Genomic DNA, 22,958 nt, shown 5'->3' with positions numbered 1-22,958 from the left:
TTTCCCCTAAACAAATACGTTCTTATTTGAGTAGTTGAATAAAACCAATAGCTTTAATGAGGTTATTAGAACACTGACTCATGTTGTTCCGTATCAGATTCAGGTATGAACGCGATAATGTCTTGTAATGCCTTTCGAATTTTTTCCTCTTCCCCGCTTCTTTTCGTCGGAAACCGCAATAATGGAATGCCTAACTTAAATAAGATACTGTCTTTTATCTGATCCCTCTGTCTCTGCTTAGGATCGAGTGCATGGGTTTGGTGACCATCTACTTCTATTGCAAGCACAGGAAGCTTATCTAACTTATTGAAAATCAAAAAATCTATGTGGCTATTCAGATTTTGACTAAATCTCTGTTCAATTTCAGTTAGTATTCCGAAATCACTTATCAGTAAGCTTAGTGGATAATTATGCTCGTACGTGAATGAAGTAAAAAGCTCATCAGCAAGAATCTCGTTCAATAGCGTAGCCATTAGGTTTTCAGACAAATGCTGTGAAGTATTTACGATACGGCTTTTAAAATCTTGTAAAATGGGGGAGTACTCGTTGTACAAACAGTCGAATATTGAGACGATTTTACTTTCAAAAATGCTAGGTGACATAGATTGGTATTCTATATGGCGTATTAAGTCACCGATATTCGTACCTTGCTGTTTGGATAAATTGGCTGACATTACCATAATGAATTGCACTTTCGCTCGTGAAACGGCGACATTGATCAAGTTTGGACTGTCGTTAAATTGGTCTGCCCAGCTAGCTGTTGGGCTATATATGATAATGTCTTTTTCACGTCCTTGAAATTTGTGTGCGGTATCTATTTTTAAGTCTTTTTTATCAATAATATGGTTAGCGTTCACAACTTGGGCACGATAAGGTGTGACAATGCCGATTTTCTCTGGTTCTATATTAGCCAGACTTGCTTCAAGTAATTCTTCTTTAATTACTTCTAACTCACGGAAGTTGATTCGGCTTTTGCCGCTAGGATCTTTGCAAGTGTGATGGCCTGGAGCTGTCTTAAGAATTTTAAATGGCTCACTATCTGAATGAGTCATGATGACAAGCTGGTTGTCGTAATACTTCTGATTACAGAAATCGATGATACGAGGATGGCAACGATAGTGCTCTTTAAGTAGTGTGGAAGGTACACTCTTAGCGAATACCTTGTTTACAGATGACAATAGGCTTTCAGTTAGATAACTATACTCTGTTTGAATACCGAAGTTTTCATCAATATCGGGATGTGTGGAAATGAGCGACTCACTCGGAATATGAAGTATCTGCCTCAAATCGCCGACGACAACCATGTTTTTGGCGCACGCCATGGATAGCACTCCAGTGAGGAGGTTTACTTGCGACGCTTCATCTACAATGAGATAGTCAAATAGTTCATTGTCGCCTTTATTGTTAATGATTGAATCGGTTGTACTTAGTACGACAGGAAAGCGCTTAACAAAATTGTCGAAAAATTTTTTGTAGGACCGATTATTAAACTCAACGTGCTCCATTTTGTGGTGCGTTGAGAAAATATGGTGTTTTAAAACAGCTATCGAGCTATCGGTATATTGCCTTAACAAATCTTCGAAATTGTGTTGGTTTAGCTTCTGATCAATTGAGAATTTACTCTCTAAAAGTTCAGTTTTTTTCCTTTGATAGTACTCAGAGGCAAGTCCTTTGAACAAGTCGCTAGAAAGGGCTTTGACATCCTTGAATTTATAAATCCCGTATTTAAATAACCATTTAAACCTTAGTGGCCAAGACAGCTTTTCGTTTATCGAGAAATACTCTACCTCAGCCATAAATCTCATTAAATTTGGTGTTGACCATTTGTTACCAAAAGACCACTTAGATGGATTTATCGGATCTACAGAGAAATGCTTATCAAAATACTTACTCTCGACTTCAAGCCTGCTTATTAATTCTCGGATCCTTGCTTGCTCATTTTGAAGTTCAAGTAGCTCAGAAATCAGATTGTCAGTAGAAGTAATTACTTGTCTGGTTTGAAGCAGTGTCCTTGCAGAAAGCTCCCAATGAGCAATTTCAGGAATATTATGTTCTTTCGCAAAGAATGCTTGTTGTAAGACTGCATTACCAAGGCTAGCTGCAATAAAAGCAAAGCCTTCCTTTTCTAACTTTTCATAAACATTGTGTGTTGCCTCATTATTCCCAGCAACCACAGCAACCGTCTTATTTTGGCAGACCAAGTTTGCAATTATGTTGAGTATGGTTTGTGTTTTTCCTGTTCCCGGGGGGCCTTGAATAATGCTTATTTGTGATGTTAGCGCATTTGTAACTGCTTCACGCTGTGATGGGTTTACACCAAAAGGGAAGATGGTTGACGAGCAATATTTTCTTAGTGGTTGGGAGAAATTAACATAGTTGCTCAGTACTGAGTCACCTCTTATCTGGTTGAGTTTATTCTCATAAAAGTAGTTTGCAGACGGTGAGGACTCTTTCAAAAATGTTGCGATGTATCTGTAATAATCAATAAGGTGCTTCATCTCATTCCTATGAGCAATATTTGGTATTATTTCTACATCAGATACTGGAAATTCCTTGCTATATCCACTAGTGAGCAAAACTATATATTGGTTATCAAAAATTAATGCTTCATCCCATTCTTTATTTGATCCGCCTCTTAATCTAACAATTGAACCTTTAATGTTGATAGCTTCTGGGTGCTCAAAAAAACGGACATTTGTTTTGTTGTAGGGTAAAGTTTTTCCATCTAGAAAGGTGACGAGAGTTTTGTTGCCTGATGGAGCGACCTTGACGACCCTTTTTGTCGTATTTTTGAATTCACTTTGCTTGCTTCTGGTCAGAACCAAGTACTTCCGCTCATCCATGCACCACTAATCCTTTTTTGGTAAAACAACACTGGGCAGTATTCTAACCTAAAAAATCTGGGGCTCTAAGCTAATGACTGTGAATTCAGAGCCTGGGATCGCTCTGTAGGTTATGCCGCCTCGCGAATCTTTCATTAAATAGTTAAGGCCAGATTGTAACGCTAATCATGTTTTTACGTCAAAAGTGCCAACCTAAATGATAAGCCTCATCTGCAAGCGCTCAAACTGCCCAATTTGGTGCGTACAAGTGCTTTTAGATTCCTATCGTCGCATCTTAGGCATTCCCGAGAACAACCTAATCTGAAAACAAAGGAACTCATGGAGAAGCTGAACGTGATGATTTTGATGGTGAGCGAGTTGAAATGGTTGTCCAGACGATAGGAGCAATCGAGCGCCTTGACCTTCGGCCTAGACGATAGTTGATAGGGTTAAGGTGAAAGATCAGAAGTTACACATTAGGCTATGACTGATAAGCTAACCACATTCTTAAAAAGTGCGGGTCATACAAGGACAAGAAAGGATTTTGAAGATTTACTCCTTCCTATGCGATTTGCCCAGTTAAACTATTTTAAGGATCTGATAATATTTTCTAAAGAGTATTTGCGTCTACTTTGGCCTCTAATTGATAAAGAGGCCACTCTGAAAATCACAATCCCGGTGCCTTCCACAACGAAGTTGTCAGCCCATCATCCACCAAATGCAGTTGATCTGCATATACTGTCTGCCAGTCTTTCTTCGCTTTTTGGTAAACCTCTTGGTGGCTTAAGTTTGGTTGATATTCCCGTTCCCAACGCACCAGTCTTTCCCCTGTTTCTGGCATGGAATCATACAGCGAAACCCCGACGCCCGCTGCTATCGCACAGCCCAATGCCGTTGCTTCCTTAACTACCGGAACCCGCACGGGTAACCCAGTTACGTCGGAGAGAATCTGGCTCCAGAGTTTTCCTTTTGAACCGCCGCCTGCGAAGACCAGCGAATCGGGTTGTACACCTGAAAATGCTGCAACCATATCGAGGTTACAGGCTGAAACGATAGCTGCGTTTTCCTCTAATGCCCTAAATAGTGTTGCCTTGTTGCATTTTTCCGGATCAATCGACAGGTTGAGAAAGGAAGGGGCAGCGTGATACCACGATTTAAAGCGCATGACATCGGAGAAAATGGGCATCACACCATATGCACCGGCAGGAACTCGCGCTGCCATTTCTTCCAGAAGGTTGTAGGCATCAACACCCAGACGTTCCGCCATCAGTTTTTCTTCCGCACAGAAAGCATCACGGAACCAACGCATGGTGAGGCCAGTGAAAAAGCTGATGGATTCTGCTTGTGCCATGCCAGGGATCACGTGAGGATTAATGCGGATATTCATGTTGGGATCGGTCATCGGCTCTGGCAAGTTAACCACTTGCTGCCAGAATGTGCCGCCAAGTACCGCAGTCTGGGCAGGTTTGACAACTCCAATACCGAGGCAGCCTAGCTGGACATCACCACCGCCCATAACAACCGGTGTACCACTATTCAGACCGCACTCGGTTGCAGCTTTATCTGTTACGTGTCCAAGTAAAGTACCGGTTTCTTTAACTGGGGAGAGGATATCGGAACGTAAACCTGCCATTTCCAGCAGGCTTGGGCGCCAGTCGCGGCTCACTAAATCCAACATGCCCGTTGTCCCTGCGTTGGAAGGATCAACTGCCAGTTCGCCACTCAACATATAAGCCAGCCAATCGCTGATCATCGTCAGGGTAGTGGCTTGCCGATAGATATCTGAACGGTGATGGGCAAGCCACAACAGACGAGGCATTGCGCCCAATGCTAAGGTCTGGCCGGAATAACGATACACATCATATTCAAACGTATTGTTGTACAACTCTTTCAGTTCACTGACTTCATGACTGGAACGGGCGTCTACGTTGGCACATGCCCAGATGGGATCACCGTTGCGGTTGTAAAGGACGATACCTTCCCGCATGGAACAAGCTGCAACACCCTGAATCGCACTGGCGGGGAGTTCCGCTTTTTGCAGTGCCTGCCGGATACATTGGCAGGCCAGTTGCCAGTTGGTTTTCAGGTCAAATTCCATTGAGCCTGCGACATTCGGCACTGGTTGGTGAACCCATTCCGCCTGTCCAACGGAGATTTGATTTCCCTCCAGATCAAATATTACTGCACGGATACTGCCTGTTCCTGCATCAAGCGCCATCAGATACTTCCCTGATGAGTGAGCATGAGTACGTTGGTTCATGATGCTATCCTCGTTTGTCGTTATCTTATTAGCCTACTGGTTGTTGATTATTGACTACGATATGGCGCAGGGGATATTCCCTAATCTGTTGGGGATAAATGATTAGACGATCACATCAGCATAGCCCTTGCGGTTTTTTCTTCCGTGACCAACGAACTGATATAGCCCCCTTTTAATGCAGCAACAATAGCTTCGGCTTTTTCAATACCGCCAGCGACACCAATCACGTTCGGAATGGTTTTCAGCTCTGATAAGGTAAGACCAATCAGTTCCTGATGAATGTCGATATCATCAACCAGTTTCCCTTCGGTATTGAAAAAGTGGCCGAGAATATCTCCCACCGCCCCTTTGCGCCCAAACATCAGTTGTTCCCCATCACTGATATAACCGGAACGCATAATCGTTGCCTGTTGTCTCTGGTTGATTGCCCCAATACCTACGACTGCGATATCGGCGGCACAGGCGGTGAGTATCACATCCCGCACACTGCGTTCTTCGCGGAATGTTGTTGCGACTTGTTGGGTTGATGCCCTGAGTGGAGCAGGAATAATACTGACAGGGCAATCTGCATCAAGCTGGCCAATACCTGTCATATAAGGGCCAACGCCACCCGATAGCGTCACTAGCTGGATCTGTTGGGAAGAGATAAAACCGCTCAGATGTTGCAAAGTACACATGGGGGCTTCACCAAAACCAATAGCCAAAAGTTGACGAGGTTCAATCAGTGACATCAACAGATGAGCGGCCCCGGTGCCTAGCCGGGTATTCGGATTAATCCCTTCAAGGTCTGGCAAGACGCGCACTTTATTGAGGTTAAAGTGTTTTTTAAGGGTATCTTCCAGCTCCAGACATCCTTCATAGCGTGAGTTGATCTGAACATGGATAACACCGGATTTCCGCCCTTTCTCCAGCAAACGGGAGACCTTAAGACGACTCAGGCCAAGCAGTTCACCGATGTCCCCTTGTGTCAGACCATCGTGATAGTAAAACCAGGCAACACGTGCCAGTAGTTCTTCTTCACTCATGCTGTTTCCTGGATAGCTGTTTTCTGTATAGCTATTGCCTGCATAGTTATTACCTGCATAGCTATTACCTGAACTATTATCCGGATAATCAAACTCCCCGGATGACACGTTTTTCTCTGATGCTGATTTTTTCTTGTTTGATTTGTTCGTCATAACAACTTCTTTAATCCCCTGGAAAAGAATTAAGCATGAAAGCCTCTGATGTACCAGAGGTATTCTGCAAAAAATTGAACATATTTTAATGAAGATCTAACTTTTTCACAAAATGTGATCGAAATATTGCAAAAAATTCAGATTATGGATTAGAGTCATGAACAAAAGTTTTTTTAAAAAATAAATGTTCACATCGGTATTCGGGTTAAGTATCCGGGGTCACAAACGGAAAACAGCAATAAGGTACAGCAGCGAAAATCATACAAACACCCTGAGGTAGCGTGATGTCACAAAGCAATTCCGCTAGTAATTCATTGCAAACGCATTCATTACAAATACGCTCATCGCAAAAACATGCTGCCAATACGCCCCCGCTTCTGGCTGTCCGGGGGATCAGTAAGCAATTTTCCGGTTTGGTGGTGTTGAAACAGGTTGATTTCACTCTGATGTCGGGGCAAGTTCATGCTTTGTTGGGAGGAAATGGGGCAGGTAAATCGACGTTGATGAAAGTCATCGCAGGTCTTGAGCAGCCGGATGCCGGAACACTGATGTTGGAAGGAAATACTATTAACCATTTGACACCTGCCAAAGCCCATCAGTTAGGTATTTATCTAGTACCACAGGAACCTTTGTTATTTCCCAACCTTTCTGTTCAGGAAAATATTCTGTTTTATCTGCCTAAGCATCAAGCCAGCAAAAGCCGGATGCAACAATTGTTGCTGCAACTGAATTGTCGGTTAGATCTGAGTGCACCAGCCGGAAGTCTGGATGTGGCAGATCAACAGATGGTGGAAATCATGCGTGGTTTGATGCGCAATTCCCGCATTTTGATCCTTGATGAACCAACGGCTTCTCTGACTCCCGCGGAAACAGAACGATTGTTTGAACGGGTACGGGAGTTGCAACAGCAACAAGTGGGGATCATCTTTATTTCCCATAAATTACCTGAAATTCGCCAGATTGCTGACTATGTTAGTGTTATGCGGGATGGTGGAATTGCACTCAGTGGGCCGACTGCGGATTTTTCAACTGAAACAATTATTCAGGCAATTACGCCTGAGGCAAGGGTTTCTGCATTAACAGAAACACAGAAACTGTGGTTGGATGCCGCTAATTATTTATCCAATAGCAATATTCAGGCTCCAGTGCTTGACGTGATTTCCCTGTGTGGCGAAGGTTTTCGTGATATCAGTCTGACTTTGAAGGCAGGAGAAATTGTTGGTTTGGCAGGAGTTGTTGGCGCAGGGCGCACGGAACTGGCGGAAACGCTATACGGATTGCGGCCTGTTGTGAGTGGCGAGATCCGTTTGCGTCAACAGAGTCTCAATCCACTGGATACAGCAGCACGATTGCGATGTGGCTTGGTTTATCTGCCGGAAGATCGACAGGCATCGGGATTGTTCCTTGATGCTCCCCTGAGCTGGAATGTTTGTTCACTGATCCATAACCAAAGCACGTTTTGGGTTCGTCCTGCTTATGATACCGCAGTGCTTGAGCGTTATCGCCGGGCGCTCAATATTCGTTACCGTCATGCCAGCCAACCTGCGCGTACCTTGTCAGGCGGGAATCAGCAAAAGATTCTGATTGCTAAGTGCCTGGAAGCAAAGCCAGTCGTTTTGATTATTGATGAGCCGACACGTGGTGTTGATGTCAGCGCACGCCATGAAATTTATCAACTGATACATAGCATTGCCAGCCAGCAAGTGGCAGTTCTGCTTATTTCGTCTGATCTTGATGAGGTCGTACAGTTGGCGGATAGGGTATTGGTTATGCACCACGGAGAAATTTGTGGCCACCTTGATAAATCCAGCATGAGTGTGGATGCGATTATGCATCTTTCTTTTGGTGAACAGGAAAATGGCGAGAGGGCATCATGCTGAAGTTTATCCAAAACTTTATCCAGAACAATCGTGAAGTCACCGCGCTGATTGCCATTTTAGGATTGTTTCTCCTATTAAGAAGTCTGGAGCACCATACTTTTAATTTCCAGACCATCACGATGATTTTTTCTAATGCGCAAATCCTGATGTTATTGGCAATGGGGGCAACGCTGGTAATGCTCACCCGCAATATTGATGTCTCCGTTGGTTCAACAATGGGGTTGTGTGCTGTCGTATTGGGAATATCTATCAATGCGGGTTTTCCATTATCGGTAGCCTGCCTGATAACACTATTGACTGGTGTAACGGCAGGTTTGGTAAATGGTGTGCTGGTGGTATGGCTAAAAATTCCGGCCATTGTCGCGACATTAGGTTCGCTAGGTTTATATCGTGGTTTGATGTTGTTACTGACAAGCGGTAAATGGATTGAGGGGTTACCTGCGGATGTGAAAGCGCTTGCTAACCCAATATTATTCGGCATTTCCCCTATTGGATGGTTGTTGATATTGCTGGTTCTGGCAATGACGTGGATGTTGAGGGTGACGGATTTTGGTCGTGGATTCTATGCCACGGGCGACAACCTGCAAGGTGCTCGTCAGCTTGGTGTGCCTATTAGTCGTATTCGTATTACCGCTTTTGCCGCGAATGGCGTAATGGCGGCATTGGCAGGTATTGTATTTGTCGCCCAGATTGGTTTTATCCCAAATCAGACAGGGAACGGGCTGGAAATGAAAGCAATAGCAGCCTGTGTTTTGGGGGGAATTAGTTTGCTCGGTGGTATGGGAACGGTGATAGGGGCAGTTTTCGGTGCTTATTTTCTGACGCAGATAGATAGTGTGCTGGTATTACTTAGACTGCCGGCATGGTGGAACGACTTTATTGCGGGTCTGGTTCTGCTGGCAGTGTTGGTATTTGATGGCAGATTGCGTAGTGCCGTTGAAAAGAACTTACGTCAGCAACGTTATGCCCGTTTCCTCAAGCCAGACAGTGATTTTGTTAAGGATTCAGCGGAAGAAAACAGGAGGCAGTCATAATATGAATGCGCTTAAAAGGCATGGACGACAACGTTATGGTTGGGAAACGGCTCTTGCTGTTCTGTTGGCTCTGGAAATTCTGTTATTTGGTATAGCAAATCCACGGATGCTGGATATTAATGTATTGCTGTTCAGCACCAGCGATTTTATCTGTATTGGTATCGTCGCCTTACCGTTGACGATGGTCATTGTCAGTGGTGGGATTGATCTCTCGTTTGGGGCGATTATCGGCTTATGTTCCATTGTATTGGGGATGATGAACCAGGCCGGGCTATCAATGGTTGTTGTTCTCCCTTTGACGCTGATTACAGGAGTGCTCTGTGGTTTGATCAATGCCGGGCTGATTTTCTACACTGGCGTTAATCCTCTGGTTATTACTCTTGGGACAATGTATCTGTTTGGTGGTAGTGCATTATTACTGTCCGGGTTATCGGGGGCGACAGGTTATGAAGGCATTGGCGGTTTTCCGGCTGCATTTACTGATTTCGCTAACCTGACATTGCTGGAACTGCCTGTACCGTTAGTTATCTTTACTGTTTGTATCATCGGGTTCTGGCTGTTCATGCACCGTACTCATTATGGACGCAATGTCTTTCTGATTGGGCAAAATAGCCGCGCCGCCCGTTATGCTGCAATTCCTGTCAATAAAACACTGTGCCTGTTGTATGCCTTAACGGGGTTAGCTTCTGCACTGGCCGCGATTGTTTTGGTGTCTTATTTCGGTTCAGCTCGCTCTGACTTGGGCAGCTCATTCCTGATGCCAGCTATTACTGCGGCGGTGTTGGGGGGAGCTAATATTTACGGCGGTTCCGGCTCTATCATTGGCACCGCATTAGCTGTCCTGTTGGTGGGCTATTTGCAGCAGGGGCTACAGATGGCGGGTATCCCAAACCAGATATCTAGCGCGTTATCTGGTGCTTTGCTGATTATGGCTGTGGTCGGACGCTCTGTTTCACTGCATCGCCATCAAATTCGTGATTGGTGGCAACGTTGGCGGGCTGCGGTTTTTCAGTGAGCTACTCTTGAATGATTCCTGAACTATCCCTGAGATAGAAAATCCTGAGACAGAAAATTATTCCTGAAATAGAAAAGAGTGGAGACAGGCATGAAAACACCGATAGTGAAAACACCGATAGTAAAAAAACTGGTTTTGGCGAGTGTGTTAAGTCTGGTATGTGTTTCTTGGGCACAAGCTGCTGACAAAATTGCATTTATTCCGAAGCTAGTTGGTGTCGGGTTCTTTACCAGTGGTGGACAAGGCGCACAGGATGCGGGTAAAGACTTGGGGATTGCTGTGACTTACGATGGCCCGACTGAGCCAAGTGTGGCAGGGCAGGTACAGCTCATCAATAATTTTGTTAATCAGGGTTACAACGCGATTGTGGTGTCAGCAGTATCACCGGATGGTTTATGTCCGGCACTGAAACGCGCCATGCAGCGTGGTGTGAAAGTGTTGACCTGGGATTCAGATACTGCGCCAGAGTGCCGTTCTATCTATATCGATCAGGGAACGCCAAAACAACTGGGCGGGATATTGGTAGAAATGGCTGCCAATCAAGTGAAAAAAGATCATGCAGTGAAAAAGGATAAAACAAAAGTAGCGTTTTTCTACTCCAGCCCCACTGTGACAGATCAAAACCAATGGGTGAAAGAAGCGAAAGCCAAGATTGCAGCGGAATATCCTGACTGGGACGTTGTGACTACCCAATTTGGTTATAACGATGCTGCCAAGTCTTTGCAGACTGCGGAAGGTATTCTGAGAGCATGGAGTGATTTGGATGTGATTATTGCGCCTGATGCCAATGCGCTGCCTGCGGCGGCACAGGCAGCGGAAAACCTGAAACGTAAGGATGTGGCGATTGTCGGATTCAGTACGCCGAATGTGATGCGCCCTTATGTAGAAAATGGCACCGTCAAACAGTTCGCCCTGTGGGATGTGGTGAAGCAGGGCAAGATAGCGATTCATGTTGCCAATGAAATGCTGAAAAAAGGCAATTTGAATGTGGGGGATAAATTGGTTATTCCTGACATCGGCACACTTGAGGTTTCACCGAACAGCGTTCAGGGATACCGCTATGAAGCGAAAGGCAATGGCATTGTTGTAATGCCAGAGCGTGTGATTTTTACCAAAGAAAACATTAACCAATACGACTTCTGATTCATACCCAATAGATTTCGCGTTGTAACCTTCCGGAGGGAGAAATGGCAGATTTAGATGATATCAAAGATGGTAAAGATTTTGGCATTGATACACCGCAAAAGAATACATTGTTTGAACTGAAAGGCTGTGGTGCGTTGGATTGGGGAATGCAGTCTCGCTTATCGCGGATTTTCAATCCTGCTACCAATAAAACGGTCATGTTGGCATTTGATCACGGTTATTTTCAAGGGCCGACAACAGGGCTGGAACGTATCGATATTAATATCGCTCCACTGTTTGAACACACCGATGTGTTGATGTGTACACGCGGTATTTTGCGTAGTCAGGTTCCGCCAGCGACAAATAAACCTGTAGTACTGCGCGCATCCGGTGCGAATTCTATTTTGACTGAACTTTCTAATGAAGCCGTTGCGGTAGCGATGGAAGATGCGCTGCGGCTGAATGTCTGTGCAGTAGCGGCACAGGTTTATATCGGTTCAGAATATGAGCATCAATCCATAAAAAACATTATCAAGCTGGTGGATCAGGGGACGCGTTATGGGATGCCAACAATGGCGGTGACAGGTGTCGGTAAGGATATGGTTCGTGACCAACGTTATTTCTCTCTGGCAACCCGTATTGCAGCGGAGATGGGGGCGAATATCATTAAAACCTATTATGTCGATACTGGTTTTGAGCGGATTGCAGCGGGTTGCCCTGTACCGATTGTTATTGCGGGAGGTAAGAAACTGCCTGAGCTGGATGCGTTAATGATGTGCTATCAGGCCATTGATCAAGGCGCATCCGGTGTTGATATGGGGCGTAATATCTTCCAATCAGAAGCACCGGTAGCAATGTTGAAAGCCGTTCAGGCAGTTGTACATTGTAATGAGAAGCCTGCTCAGGCATATGAGTTGTTCCTGAGTGAAAAAGCGAAGGGAGAATAATATGCACGTCACATTAGTGGAGATTAATGTCAAAGCTGACAAGATCGACGAATTTATCCAAGTATTTCGCGATAATCACCTTGGCTCTGTGAAAGAGCCGGGTAATCTGCGGTTTGATGTATTACAAGATGAAAAAATCCCGACCCGTTTTTATATCTATGAAGCTTATACCGATGAAGCCGCAGTCGCAGCACATAAGAAAACTCCGCATTACCTGCGCTGTGTTGAAAAACTGGAATCACTGATGAGTGAGCCACGGAAAAAAAACACGTTTATTGGTTTGATGCCGGAATAAGGACGAGCCGGAATAGGGAAGAATAGTAATTTTCTGAATATTTGGCAGCCTGCAATACTGGAATAAGATATGCAGGCTGTTTTTCAAAAAATAGAATTATTTCTTTGTTGATGGGACGGCTAGTGTGCAGGTAAATATCTATAAGATTGGGGAGCGACAATATTATCTCCATCACCAGCTATACGACCGACCGACAGGCATGGTTGCATTAATCACAACTGAACGAACAGAGGTGTTTTTGAATATACCTCTTGTTTCCCCACAATAATCACTAATGATATAGGGTAGATATTATCTATCTAAAAAAATAAGCAGTAATAAACCCCACCACTTCTTCTGGACAATTCATATCAAGCTGCGGCAATGAGGTAGCCAGCGGGATATCGCTGGCAATGGCAATCACATGGGGATCAATCAGTTCCTCAAAGGAATGATTTAACCCATGCCGATACAGCGCAATTTTGGGAATGGCTTCGTCTTTGAAACCCTCAACCAGAATTAAATCCAGAGAATCTGTATCAAATCGGCTGGCAAGATAGTGCAGATCCAGTTCAGGTAATTCAGGTGTTTCTGCCATCAACACCCAGCGCTCCTGGCTGGCAACTAATGTTTGTGCTGCACCCGCTTTACGCAGTTCGTAACTATCCTTACCCGGTTTATCGACATCCATATTATGGTGAGTGTGTTTGATCAATCCCACACGTATTTTTTGCTGACATAACAGAGGAATGACCTGTTTTAGCAGGGTTGTTTTACCGGTTCCACTGTAAGCGGTCATTCCCAGTAATGGCAGGTTAGGTGGGAAGGTACTTTGATTCATGCTGACTCCCGAAGACATTCCCAATGCTGGCATTGCCAGTTTTGGCACTCTTCTGGTGTATTCAAATTGATGAAGGCTGTGGGATTAGGGATATAGACCGCTTTTGCTTTAATCATCTGCATAAAGAACATCAGCTTTCTGTCTCCCAACGCAAGATAGCTTTCTAATCTGGGTATCAGGCTACGGTGCATCAAAGCTAATGTCGGATGGGCACGTTCGCAATCATGTACATAAGCCGCCCATGAGTGTTGTTTATAACGCCAAAGTTTTGCGACTACGTCATCAGGGAAATCTGGCACATCACAAGGGACAAACATAACCCATTCATTAATAGCTTTCTTCAATACCGCCAGCATTCCTGCCAGTGGCCCAGAAAAATCAGTGATAATGTCCGGTATAATCGGGTAACCACTCTGATGATAAACTGACTGATTACGGTTGGCGTTAATCAACAGTTCATGAACTTGTGGCTGCAATTTTGTTGCTATGTGTTGGTATAATGGTATGCCACCAAATTGTAATAGTCCTTTATCATTTCCTCCCATACGGGTGGATAGCCCTCCAGCCAGAATTGCACCACTGATTTTTGGATACGTCATTGAAATCACCTGATACTTGGTCATGAAATATTTTATATTTGGTTATATAACCCTTGTAAATCAATATGTAACAATATACTACAGGAATAAGGGAGTATAACGCTTACTCTTGTTAACAGACCAATTTTTTCTCCCAATCATTCTTCTTGTTCTAAGAACTGTATAGAAGCTGGCTGAGGGTTGTACACACAAGGTATGATGGTTAAAGATTGATGAAAGAGAGAACTGAGTTGTGACAGAAACAATGGCTTTTAATTTCCAAAATATTACGCCGGACTTAATAATGGATGCTGTGGTGCAGTCTGGTTTGTATGTTGATTCTGGCTTAACTGAATTGAATAGCTATGAGAACCGAGTTTATCAGTTTATGGATGAAAACCGTAAACGTTATGTCGTGAAATTTTATCGTCCTCAACGCTGGAGCCAGCCGCAAATTCGAGAAGAACATGAGTTTGCACTGGCATTGCAGCAAGCAGATTTACCGGTTGCTGCACCGATGGTTATTGATGGACAGACGGTATTGGAGCATGGCGGGTTCTTTTTTGCCATTTTTCCTAGCGTAGGTGGACGACAGTATGAAGCTGATAACTTTGATCAGTTGGAAGATGTGGGGCGATTGTTGGGTAAAATACATCAAGTCGGTTACCAGAAAACATTTTCTGCCCGTCCAACTATCAGTCTCAATGAATATTTATACCAGCCATATCAATATCTGGCAGAATGTGATCTTATTCCCAACAGACGCAGAGCGGCTTTCCTTACTGCACTGGATGAATTGAACAAAGCTGTGGAAGCACAATGGAATGTTGATTGGCAGGTATTGCGGCTGCATGGCGATTGTCATGCTGGTAATATCCTGTGGCGTGATGAGGCATGGTTCGTCGATCTTGATGATGCCCGCAATGGCCCGGCTATTCAGGACTTATGGATGTTACTTAATGGTTCACGGCAGGAAAGATTGATTCAATTGGATATCCTGCTTGAATCATATGGCCAATTTGCAGAGTTTGACTTGAAAACACTGGCGCTGATAGAGCCACTGCGTGCAATGCGGATGGTCTATTATCTGGCATGGGTTGCTCGTCGCTGGCAAGATCCGGCTTTTCCAAAAGCGTTTCCATGGATGGCTGATGGTGACTTCTGGCATAAGCAGATAAATCTTTTTTCTGAACAAATCCAGTTGTTGCAGGAACCACCCTTACAGTTAACCCCGATGTATTAATTTTTCTGGAGAACACGATGAAAAAATTTTGGTTCGCATTGGTGGGAGTGTTTATGGCATTTAATGCCAGCGCTTCTGGCTTCTCTGAAGGCAAGCAATATGTTGCATTAAAAGATCCTGTTGCGGATCAACCTCAGGTTTTGGAGTTTTTCTCTTTTTATTGTCCACATTGTTATCAGTTTGAAAATATTTATCATGTGCCTGGTACAATTCAGAAAAACCTGCCTGCTGGCGTTACCCATGAACGTTACCATGTCGATTTTCTGGGGCCTTTGGGTAAAGATCTGACAGATGCGTGGGCTGTTGCTATCGTTATGAAAGTACAGGATAAAGTAGCGCCGATTCTGTTTGATGGTATCCAGAAAACTCAGACTATCATCTCTAAGGCTGATATCCGTAATGCGTTTATCAAAGCAGGTGTTCCTGGTGAAGAATATGATGCAGCATTAAATAGTTTCATAGTGAAATCTGTGGCAGCTAAAGAACGCCAGGCAGCTCAAGCTTTGCAACTACAAGGTGTTCCGGCAACTTTCGTCAATGGTAAGTATATGATTAACAACAGCGGAATGGATGTTAAATCTGCGCAGGATTATGCCAAAAAATATTCTGATGTTGTGAATTATCTGGTAACAAAAAAATAAGCAGTTACTATTAATATAAAATGATACAAGTATTGTGCCCGTTACTATAAGACTGGCACAATACTTGCTAAAAACCGTCTTTCATAACATAAACTCCGGTTATATCCACAAGTCAGTGATTTGTAAGTAGTTGCAATACTTTCACAATATTTGACGTAATCTATTGATTTTTACTCTCAGTTATTCCTTTTTAACATGGATAAACATAAATCTGTTTTATGTGCCAATTTTTTGTGCACAAAGTTATCCACAGTTTATTTATCAGAATATTTGTCAGGATATATAGAGGATATGGGTAACAGAACGAGAAAATTATCGCAAAATTCGTCTATGACTGCACAGTATGGCATTCTATTCTTTATTCATACTACAGAACGACGAAGACAATTTTATGGTACAGATAGCAGACAATCCCCTGATTTTGGTTGATGGTTCTTCATACCTTTATCGTGCATACCATGCTTTCCCTCCTTTGACAAACAGTGCAGGCGAACCGACAGGCGCCATGTATGGTGTACTAAATATGCTGCGCAGTTTAATCCTGCAATATAAGCCTAGCCATGTGGCGGTTGTATTTGACGCCAAAGGCAAGACGTTCCGTGATGAATTATTTGCTGAATATAAATCTCATCGTCCATCAATGCCGGATGACTTACGTGAGCAGATTGAGCCGCTGCATAAAATGGTTAAGGCAATGGGACTGCCAATTTTGGTTGTGCCGGGGGTTGAAGCAGATGACGTCATTGGCACATTGGCGTTGCAGGCGGAAAAAGAGGGGCATTCAGTTCTGATCAGCACAGGCGATAAAGATATGGCGCAGTTAGTGACGCCTAATATTACGCTGATCAACACCATGACTAACACCATTTTGGGACCAGATGAAGTCATTGAAAAATATGGTATTCCGCCGGAGTTAATTATCGATTTCCTTGCATTGATGGGGGATTCTTCTGATAACATTCCTGGTGTGCCGGGGGTTGGAGAGAAAACAGCACTGGGATTGTTACAGGGCATCGGTGGGTTAAATGAGATCTACGCCAGACTTGATGAGATTGTGACACTCAGTTTCCGTGGTGCAAAGACGCTGGCTGGAAAAATGGAGCAATATAAAGATGTTGCTTACCTCTCTTATCAGTTGGCGACCATTAAAACCGACGTTGAGCTGGATAAAACCTGTCTGGATCTTACGGTTTCCGCACCAGATAACGATGAATTATTGGCGCTGTTCGGTCACTATGAATTTAAACGCTGGTTGAGCGATGTACAAAATGGCAGTTGGTTAGAAAGCCGTCCGTCAGAGAAAAACGGGCAAAAGCCAACGACCAGCACGACGAACAAATCCACCGCAGCCAGTACACCAGCCGTAGCTAATATTTCTCCCGAAAGCTACCAGACTATCCTTGATCAGAAATCTCTTGATGAATGGGTTGGGAAACTGAAACAGGCACCCGCATTTTCGTTCGATACTGAAACAGACGGACTTGATACTTTAACTGCCAATCTGATTGGAATGTCTTTTGCTGTTGCAGTGCCCCAATCTTCAAAGGGGGAATCCTGTGTTGAAGCCGCTTATCTGCCGTTGGGACACGATTATCTGGACGCGCCACAACAGTTGGATTTGCATGAAGTGCTTACAGTCTTGAAACCGCTGTTGGAAGATGCCAACCTGCCGAAGATTGGTCAGAACCTGAAATTTGATCGTGGTGTACTGGAACGCCACGGTGTGGCATTGAATGGTATCGTTTTTGATACGATGCTGGAATCGTATGTCCTGAACAGTGTCGCAGGGCGGCATGATATGGACAGCCTTGCTGAACGTCATTTGGGATATAAGACCACGACTTTTGAAGAAATTGCGGGCAAAGGTAAAAAACAGCTCACTTTTAATCAGATCCCACTGGAAGAAGCGGCAAAATATGCTGCGGAAGATGCAGATATTACCTTGCGGTTGCATCAGGCTATGTATCCACAAATAGAAAATGTGCCGACACTGAAAAAAGTTTTCCAGGACATCGAAATGCCGTTGATTCCTGTACTTTCTCGCATGGAACGGACAGGCGTTTTGATCGATGCTAATACGTTAGCAGAACATTCGAAAAAGATTACCGCACGTTTACTCGAACTGGAAAAAGCCGCTTATGAATTGGCTGAAGAAGAGTTCAATCTTGCTTCACCTAAACAATTGCAGGTCATCTTGTTTGAAAAAATGAATCTGCCTGTTTTGAAAAAAACGCCAAATGGTGCACCCTCCACGAATGAAGAAGTGCTGGAAGAGCTGGCGGAAGATCATGAGTTACCAAGAATTATTTTGGAACACCGTGGGTTGGCAAAACTGAAATCGACTTATACCGATAAATTGCCGCTGATGGTCAGTCCACTGACTCAACGCGTTCACACCTCTTATCATCAGGCAGTGACAGCAACCGGGCGTCTCTCTTCCCGTGATCCTAACCTGCAAAATATTCCTGTTCGTAATGAAGAAGGGCGACGTATTCGCCAGGCATTTATTGCACCAGAGGGTTATCGCATTATGGCTGCGGATTATTCGCAGATTGAGTTGCGGATTATGGCGCATTTATCACAGGATAAGGGATTATTGGATGCTTTCGCACAAGGCAAAGACATTCATCGTGCTACGGCCGCAGAAGTTTTTGGTGTGCCACTGGAGCAAGTTACCGGCGAACAGCGCCGCAGCGCGAAAGCAATTAACTTTGGTCTGATTTATGGCATGAGTTCGTTTGGTTTGTCCCGCCAATTGGGTATTCCGCGTGGGGAGGCTCAGCGTTATATGGATCTCTATTTTGAGCGTTATCCGGGTGTACGGGAATATATGGATCGTACTCGTCAACTGGCTGCTGAGAACGGATTTGTTGAGACGCTGGAAGGTCGTCGTCTGTATCTGCCAGATATTAAATCGCGCAATGCCATGCGTCGTAAGGCTTCTGAGCGTGAGGCCATTAATGCCCCGATGCAGGGAACGGCAGCAGATATTATCAAATTGGCCATGATAGCGGTGGATGACTGGATCGTCACTGCACAACCGAATGTGCGTATGATTATGCAGGTTCATGATGAACTGGTGTTTGAAGTACATGAATCAGAGCTGGTTATCGCGGAACAGAAAATCAGAGAGTTGATGGAGAAAAGTATGCAGCTTGGTGTCCCTCTGAAAGTTGATGTGGGGGTCGGGGAGAATTGGGATCAGGCTCACTAATCTTTATTGAATAATTTTTATGAAAGCCACAGCGCATTAAATGCGCTGTGGCTTTCTTTATTATGCTGTGAAGGGGCGTGAGACAAGAATTTTGGTTAGATTTGAGATTAGATCCAGATCTCACAAATATGTAATTAAACTACAAGAAAAATGGTGTAATGACAGAGATTGATCACATAATTTTGGCTAAATCGAGGTATTTATTGAAAATTAATTACAAAAAAATCTTTTGTTGATAAAAAAAATAGGGTAAAGTTATTGGCGTAGGGTACAGAGGTAAGATGTTCTATCTTTCAGACCTTTTACTTCACGTAATCGGATTTAGCTGAATATTAGCTGCCCCAGTCATCTTTTTGACTGGGGCGTTTTTTTATGCACGATTTACGATTGTTGCAGAAGAAAGGAAAAGGTCAAAATTACTTCACGTTAATAGTGGGTTGACTGAACCAGTTATTAAGTTTCTGTTCAAGTTTGTCTATGCCGATTTTTTTCAAAACAGAGAAATTCTCGATCTGAATATCACCTTCCAGACTAGCCAATTCCTGACGTACTTTGTTTAATTGACTTTTGCGTGCCCCTGATGCCAGTTTATCGGCTTTGGTCAGTAGTATCATGACCGGCACCTGCATCACGACCGCCCATTCAATCATTTGCCTATCCAGATCTTTTAGTGGATGACGGATATCCATCAATACCACCAGCCCCTGTAGGCATTCACGTTTCTGGAGGTATTCCCCCAATGCTCTCTGCCACTTGAGTTTCATTTCTTCCGGTACTTGCGCATAGCCATAACCCGGTAAGTCAACGAGGCGTATACCTTCTTCCACCTCAAATAGGTTAATCAATTGAGTTCGTCCGGGAGTTTTACTGGTACGGGCAAGACTATTTTGCCGGGTCAGTGCATTCAGCGCACTGGATTTACCGGCATTTGACCGACCGGCAAACGCGACCTCAATGCCCACATCTTGAGGCAGGTAGCGAATGTCAGGTGCACTCGTGACAAAGTGGGTCATATGATAGTTGTAGTTCTTGATGGTCAAAATGGTTATCTCCCTGCGGAATACACGAAAAAACAGCGTGGTGATTATACCGAGAGCAACGGCTTGTGGACAGGTGTAACTTTATCGTGATGTTTCTATTACGACATATTTTTGCTTTTTGACTGAAATTATTTTTGCCTAACGTAGTAAAGAATATTCTGCAACTTTTTCCTGCCTAATATGTATGAAAGAACACCAAGATAGACGCTATTCCAAAAATAAACTCTACCCAAGATAGGAGAATATAATATCTATTTAGATAGATATTCTTTAGCAAAACTCTTAATTACTCGTAAAAGTTGGTAAATCTTTGCAACTTAGCGCTATAGGGAATTACACTTAATGAGTTTTATGGGTTTTGTTATTGACCTCAAGAATAAAGGAACCATCAATGTTTAAACGTATTTTTGTGTCGCTTATGACGGCATGTGCTATCAGTGTGATGGCTGTTCCAGCATTGGCTGCTGAAACTCACGTGAAGCTGGTGACATCAGCAGGTGAAATAGAGCTTGAACTGGATAGCAATAAGGCACCGATTACCACAAAGAATTTCGTTGAGTATGTGAATGAGGGTTTTTATAACAATACGATTTTCCATCGCGTTATTCCCGGTTTCATGATTCAGGGAGGGGGCTTTACAAAAGATATGAAACAGAAAGTCACCAAAGCTCCAATCAAAAATGAAGCTGATAATGGATTACGTAACTTGCGTGGAACAATTGCGATGGCGCGCACCGCAGATAAGGATAGTGCAACCAGTCAGTTTTTTATTAATGTGACTGATAATGCTTTTCTTGACCACGGTCAGCGTGATTTCGGCTATGCCGTCTTTGGTAAGGTAGTGAAAGGGATGGATGTGGTTGACAAAATTTCTCAAGTCAAAACAGAAAATGTTGGGCCTTACCAAAATGTTCCTGTTAAACCGATTGTGATCCTTTCTGCAAAGGTTGTTTCCCAATAACCTTGATGAGAAAAACGTGTTTTTTGCCTGAAAGATAGAAAATGAGACGGTATTGGCCTGTTATTACACTTTTTGAAGTTTCAGGGTTTTTAAAGTGCCGTCTCCCTTTCTCACTCCCCTTTCGTTTTCACACGAAAAAGACCTCACTGTGAATATGTGCCGCTGTCTGGCGGTAATCCCTGCCCCTATTTTAAAAATGCCTATGTGGTATGATGACTGTCCCGCTACCGTTGGTGCTGTTTTACCTAATTTTACCGTGATACAGAACGCATAATGTCCAATAGGACAACGCAATATATAAAACTATAAAAATCAGTAGGATGAACTCCTATGTTATTAATAATAGATAACTACGACTCTTTTACATTCAATTTATATCAATATTTTTGTGAGTTAGGGACGAATGTTTTAGTTAAGCGTAATGATGAATTACAGCTTGAAGATATCGAGAAATTGGCGCCGACTCATTTAGTGATCTCTCCGGGGCCTTGTACACCAGATGAATCAGGGATTTCACTGGAAGCCATTTCACATTTTGCCGGGAAATTGCCAATTCTGGGGGTATGCCTCGGACATCAGGCGATTGGTCAGGCTTTTGGCGCGAGTGTTGTTAAAGCCCGTGAGGTGATGCACGGAAAAACCAGTTTAATTCACCATAACCAGCAAGGTGTATTTAAGGGATTGAATCGTCCGCTGACAGTGACCCGTTATCATTCTTTGGTCATCGCCGCAGAAACGTTACCTGCATCTTTTGAGGTTACAGCATGGAGCCAGCATGATGGTAATGTGGATGAAATAATGGGAATACGTCACCGTACTCTCCCCCTGGAAGGCGTGCAGTTCCATCCGGAAAGCATCCTGAGTGAACAAGGGCATGAACTGTTAAATAATTTTCTTAAATATTAACGAAGAACGATTCAATTCCTCTTTTGGCTGTTGTTTACGGCCATTTTTTACGAAGCACCTGTGGGCAAGTTATATCACTAAATTATGCACCAGCGGGTTTCATTTTGTTAAGGGATGAGAGAAGCTGGAGGATGGAAAGCAAAAAGCCAGTGCTCTATGGGCTGCACTGGCCTAATTCAAGCGCAATTTCAGGAACTAGCGGGTTCCATAAACGACAATCGTTTTGCCGTGCGCAGAGATCAGGTTTTGATCTTCCAGCATTTTCAGAATGCGGCCGACTGTTTCACGGGAGCATCCGACAATCTGCCCAATTTCCTGACGTGTAATTTTGATTTGCATACCATCAGGATGGGTCATTGCATCAGGTTGTTTGGCCAGATTGAGTAATGTTTGTGCAATGCGACCTGTCACATCCAGAAATGCCAGGTTTCCAACTTTTTCCGATGTTGTTTGTAAGCGGCTTGCCATCTGAGCGGATAAACGCATCAGAATGTCAGGATTAACCTGAATTAACTGGCGAAATTTCTTATAGGAAATTTCAGCCACTTCACAGGCGCTCTTAGCTCGCACCCATGCAGTACGCTCTTGCCCTTCTTCAAACAATCCAAGTTCACCAATGAAATCCCCCTGATTTAAATAAGAGAGAATCATTTCTTTACCTTCTTCATCTTTTATTAGAACAGCAACTGAACCTTTAACAATGTAGTAAAGCGTTTCTGCTTTCTCGCCTTGATGAATAAGCGTGCTCTTGGATGGATATTTGTGAATATGGCAGTGTGACAAAAACCATTCAAGAGTAGGGTCTGTTTGTGGCTTGCCGAGAACCATTCGCTTTATCCTCTGTTGTTATTTCCGCCTTTATGTTCTGAGAAACTGTCAGTTTCTCATCAGGCTGGCTTTATAAAGTCAATAGATTAACATATTAACTTGCTGAAAAACTGACGAGTAAGAATTTTATATAGGTTTATAAAGGATGCTAACATATCGGTGTAGTCATCC

General features: G+C 43.7%; 18 protein-coding genes. 11 read left to right on the top strand and 7 right to left on the bottom strand.

Features of this window, described 5'->3' with window-relative positions; all coding sequences use genetic code 11:
- Positions 1-65 precede the first annotated feature (65 nt).
- From ABLA85_RS02320 to lsrR, 3 genes are all read right to left on the bottom strand, one after another.
- Positions 66-2,843: an AAA domain-containing protein gene (locus ABLA85_RS02320; RefSeq protein WP_367961001.1), complete on the bottom strand. Its 2,778-nt coding sequence runs from the start codon at positions 2,841-2,843 to the stop codon at positions 66-68.
- A gap of 646 nt (positions 2,844-3,489) precedes the next feature.
- Entirely contained in the window at positions 3,490-5,082 is a 1,593-nt protein-coding gene (gene lsrK, locus ABLA85_RS02315) for an autoinducer-2 kinase (RefSeq protein WP_367960999.1), read from the bottom strand.
- A gap of 110 nt (positions 5,083-5,192) precedes the next feature.
- The gene (lsrR, locus tag ABLA85_RS02310) at positions 5,193-6,260 is read right to left on the bottom strand and encodes a transcriptional regulator LsrR (RefSeq protein WP_367960997.1); all 1,068 of its coding nucleotides are present in this window, start codon (positions 6,258-6,260) and stop codon (positions 5,193-5,195) included.
- Between the two features lie 284 nt (positions 6,261-6,544).
- Between lsrR and lsrA the strand changes: the two genes are divergently transcribed.
- The 6 genes from lsrA (at position 6,545) to lsrG (ending at position 12,556) form a co-directional block, all read left to right on the top strand.
- Positions 6,545-8,140, top strand: coding sequence for an autoinducer 2 ABC transporter ATP-binding protein LsrA (gene lsrA / locus ABLA85_RS02305; protein WP_367960995.1), 1,596 nt, complete (start codon positions 6,545-6,547; stop codon positions 8,138-8,140).
- The gene (gene lsrC, locus ABLA85_RS02300) at positions 8,134-9,174 is read left to right on the top strand and encodes an autoinducer 2 ABC transporter permease LsrC (protein WP_367960993.1); all 1,041 of its coding nucleotides are present in this window, start codon (positions 8,134-8,136) and stop codon (positions 9,172-9,174) included. Before lsrA ends, lsrC begins: the two co-directional genes overlap by 7 nt.
- A 1-nt stretch (position 9,175) precedes the next feature.
- The gene (gene lsrD / locus ABLA85_RS02295; protein ID WP_367960991.1) at positions 9,176-10,189 is read left to right on the top strand and encodes an autoinducer 2 ABC transporter permease LsrD; all 1,014 of its coding nucleotides are present in this window, start codon (positions 9,176-9,178) and stop codon (positions 10,187-10,189) included.
- Between the two features lie 105 nt (positions 10,190-10,294).
- A complete protein-coding gene (lsrB, locus tag ABLA85_RS02290) occupies positions 10,295-11,332 on the top strand; it encodes an autoinducer 2 ABC transporter substrate-binding protein LsrB (protein ID WP_367961019.1) in 1,038 nt (345 codons plus the stop codon).
- Between the two features lie 44 nt (positions 11,333-11,376).
- Complete coding sequence (gene lsrF / locus ABLA85_RS02285; RefSeq protein ID WP_047680755.1) at positions 11,377-12,261, top strand: 3-hydroxy-5-phosphonooxypentane-2,4-dione thiolase; 885 nt, start codon at positions 11,377-11,379, stop codon at positions 12,259-12,261.
- A gap of 1 nt (position 12,262) precedes the next feature.
- A complete protein-coding gene (gene lsrG / locus ABLA85_RS02280) occupies positions 12,263-12,556 on the top strand; it encodes a (4S)-4-hydroxy-5-phosphonooxypentane-2,3-dione isomerase (protein ID WP_367960989.1) in 294 nt (97 codons plus the stop codon).
- 295 nt (positions 12,557-12,851) lie between these two features.
- Here lsrG and mobB read toward each other — a convergent pair whose 3' ends face one another.
- Positions 12,852-13,376, bottom strand: a complete 525-nt coding sequence (gene mobB, locus ABLA85_RS02275) for a molybdopterin-guanine dinucleotide biosynthesis protein MobB (protein ID WP_367960987.1) — start codon at positions 13,374-13,376, stop codon at positions 12,852-12,854.
- Positions 13,373-13,975, bottom strand: coding sequence for a molybdenum cofactor guanylyltransferase MobA (mobA, locus tag ABLA85_RS02270; protein ID WP_367960985.1), 603 nt, complete (start codon positions 13,973-13,975; stop codon positions 13,373-13,375). The genes mobB and mobA overlap by 4 nt, the downstream gene beginning before the upstream one ends.
- A 244-nt stretch (positions 13,976-14,219) precedes the next feature.
- Here mobA and ABLA85_RS02265 point away from each other — a divergent pair, with 244 nt between their 5' ends.
- The 3 genes from ABLA85_RS02265 to polA all read left to right on the top strand — a co-directional run bounded on the left by ABLA85_RS02265 (position 14,220) and on the right by polA (position 19,052).
- Positions 14,220-15,197, top strand: a complete 978-nt coding sequence (locus ABLA85_RS02265; RefSeq protein ID WP_367961018.1) for a serine/threonine protein kinase — start codon at positions 14,220-14,222, stop codon at positions 15,195-15,197.
- 17 nt (positions 15,198-15,214) lie between these two features.
- On the top strand, positions 15,215-15,838 hold the full coding sequence (gene dsbA / locus ABLA85_RS02260; protein WP_367960983.1) for a thiol:disulfide interchange protein DsbA: 624 nt from the start codon (positions 15,215-15,217) through the stop codon (positions 15,836-15,838).
- A 391-nt stretch (positions 15,839-16,229) separates the two neighbouring features.
- On the top strand, positions 16,230-19,052 hold the full coding sequence (gene polA, locus ABLA85_RS02255; protein WP_367960981.1) for a DNA polymerase I: 2,823 nt from the start codon (positions 16,230-16,232) through the stop codon (positions 19,050-19,052).
- 416 nt (positions 19,053-19,468) lie between these two features.
- Here the strand turns inward: polA and yihA are convergent, their stop codons facing one another.
- Positions 19,469-20,092: a ribosome biogenesis GTP-binding protein YihA/YsxC gene (gene yihA / locus ABLA85_RS02250; protein WP_367960979.1), complete on the bottom strand. Its 624-nt coding sequence runs from the start codon at positions 20,090-20,092 to the stop codon at positions 19,469-19,471.
- Between the two features lie 391 nt (positions 20,093-20,483).
- On the opposite strand from yihA, the gene ppiA reads away from it, so the two are divergent.
- Together ppiA and ABLA85_RS02240 are read left to right on the top strand one after the other, a co-directional pair.
- Positions 20,484-21,053: a peptidylprolyl isomerase A gene (gene ppiA, locus ABLA85_RS02245; protein WP_367960978.1), complete on the top strand. Its 570-nt coding sequence runs from the start codon at positions 20,484-20,486 to the stop codon at positions 21,051-21,053.
- Positions 21,054-21,383: 330 nt separating this feature from the next.
- Complete coding sequence (locus tag ABLA85_RS02240) at positions 21,384-21,959, top strand: aminodeoxychorismate synthase component II (RefSeq protein ID WP_367960977.1); 576 nt, start codon at positions 21,384-21,386, stop codon at positions 21,957-21,959.
- Between the two features lie 195 nt (positions 21,960-22,154).
- Here ABLA85_RS02240 and crp read toward each other — a convergent pair whose 3' ends face one another.
- Positions 22,155-22,787, bottom strand: coding sequence for a cAMP-activated global transcriptional regulator CRP (gene crp / locus ABLA85_RS02235; RefSeq protein ID WP_004240730.1), 633 nt, complete (start codon positions 22,785-22,787; stop codon positions 22,155-22,157).
- Positions 22,788-22,958 lie beyond the last annotated feature (171 nt).

The sequence above is a fragment of the Xenorhabdus sp. SGI246 genome (genome assembly GCF_040838225.1).
GTDB lineage: Bacteria > Pseudomonadota > Gammaproteobacteria > Enterobacterales > Enterobacteriaceae > Xenorhabdus > Xenorhabdus indica.
This window is presented reverse-complemented; position numbering and strand designations above follow the sequence as displayed.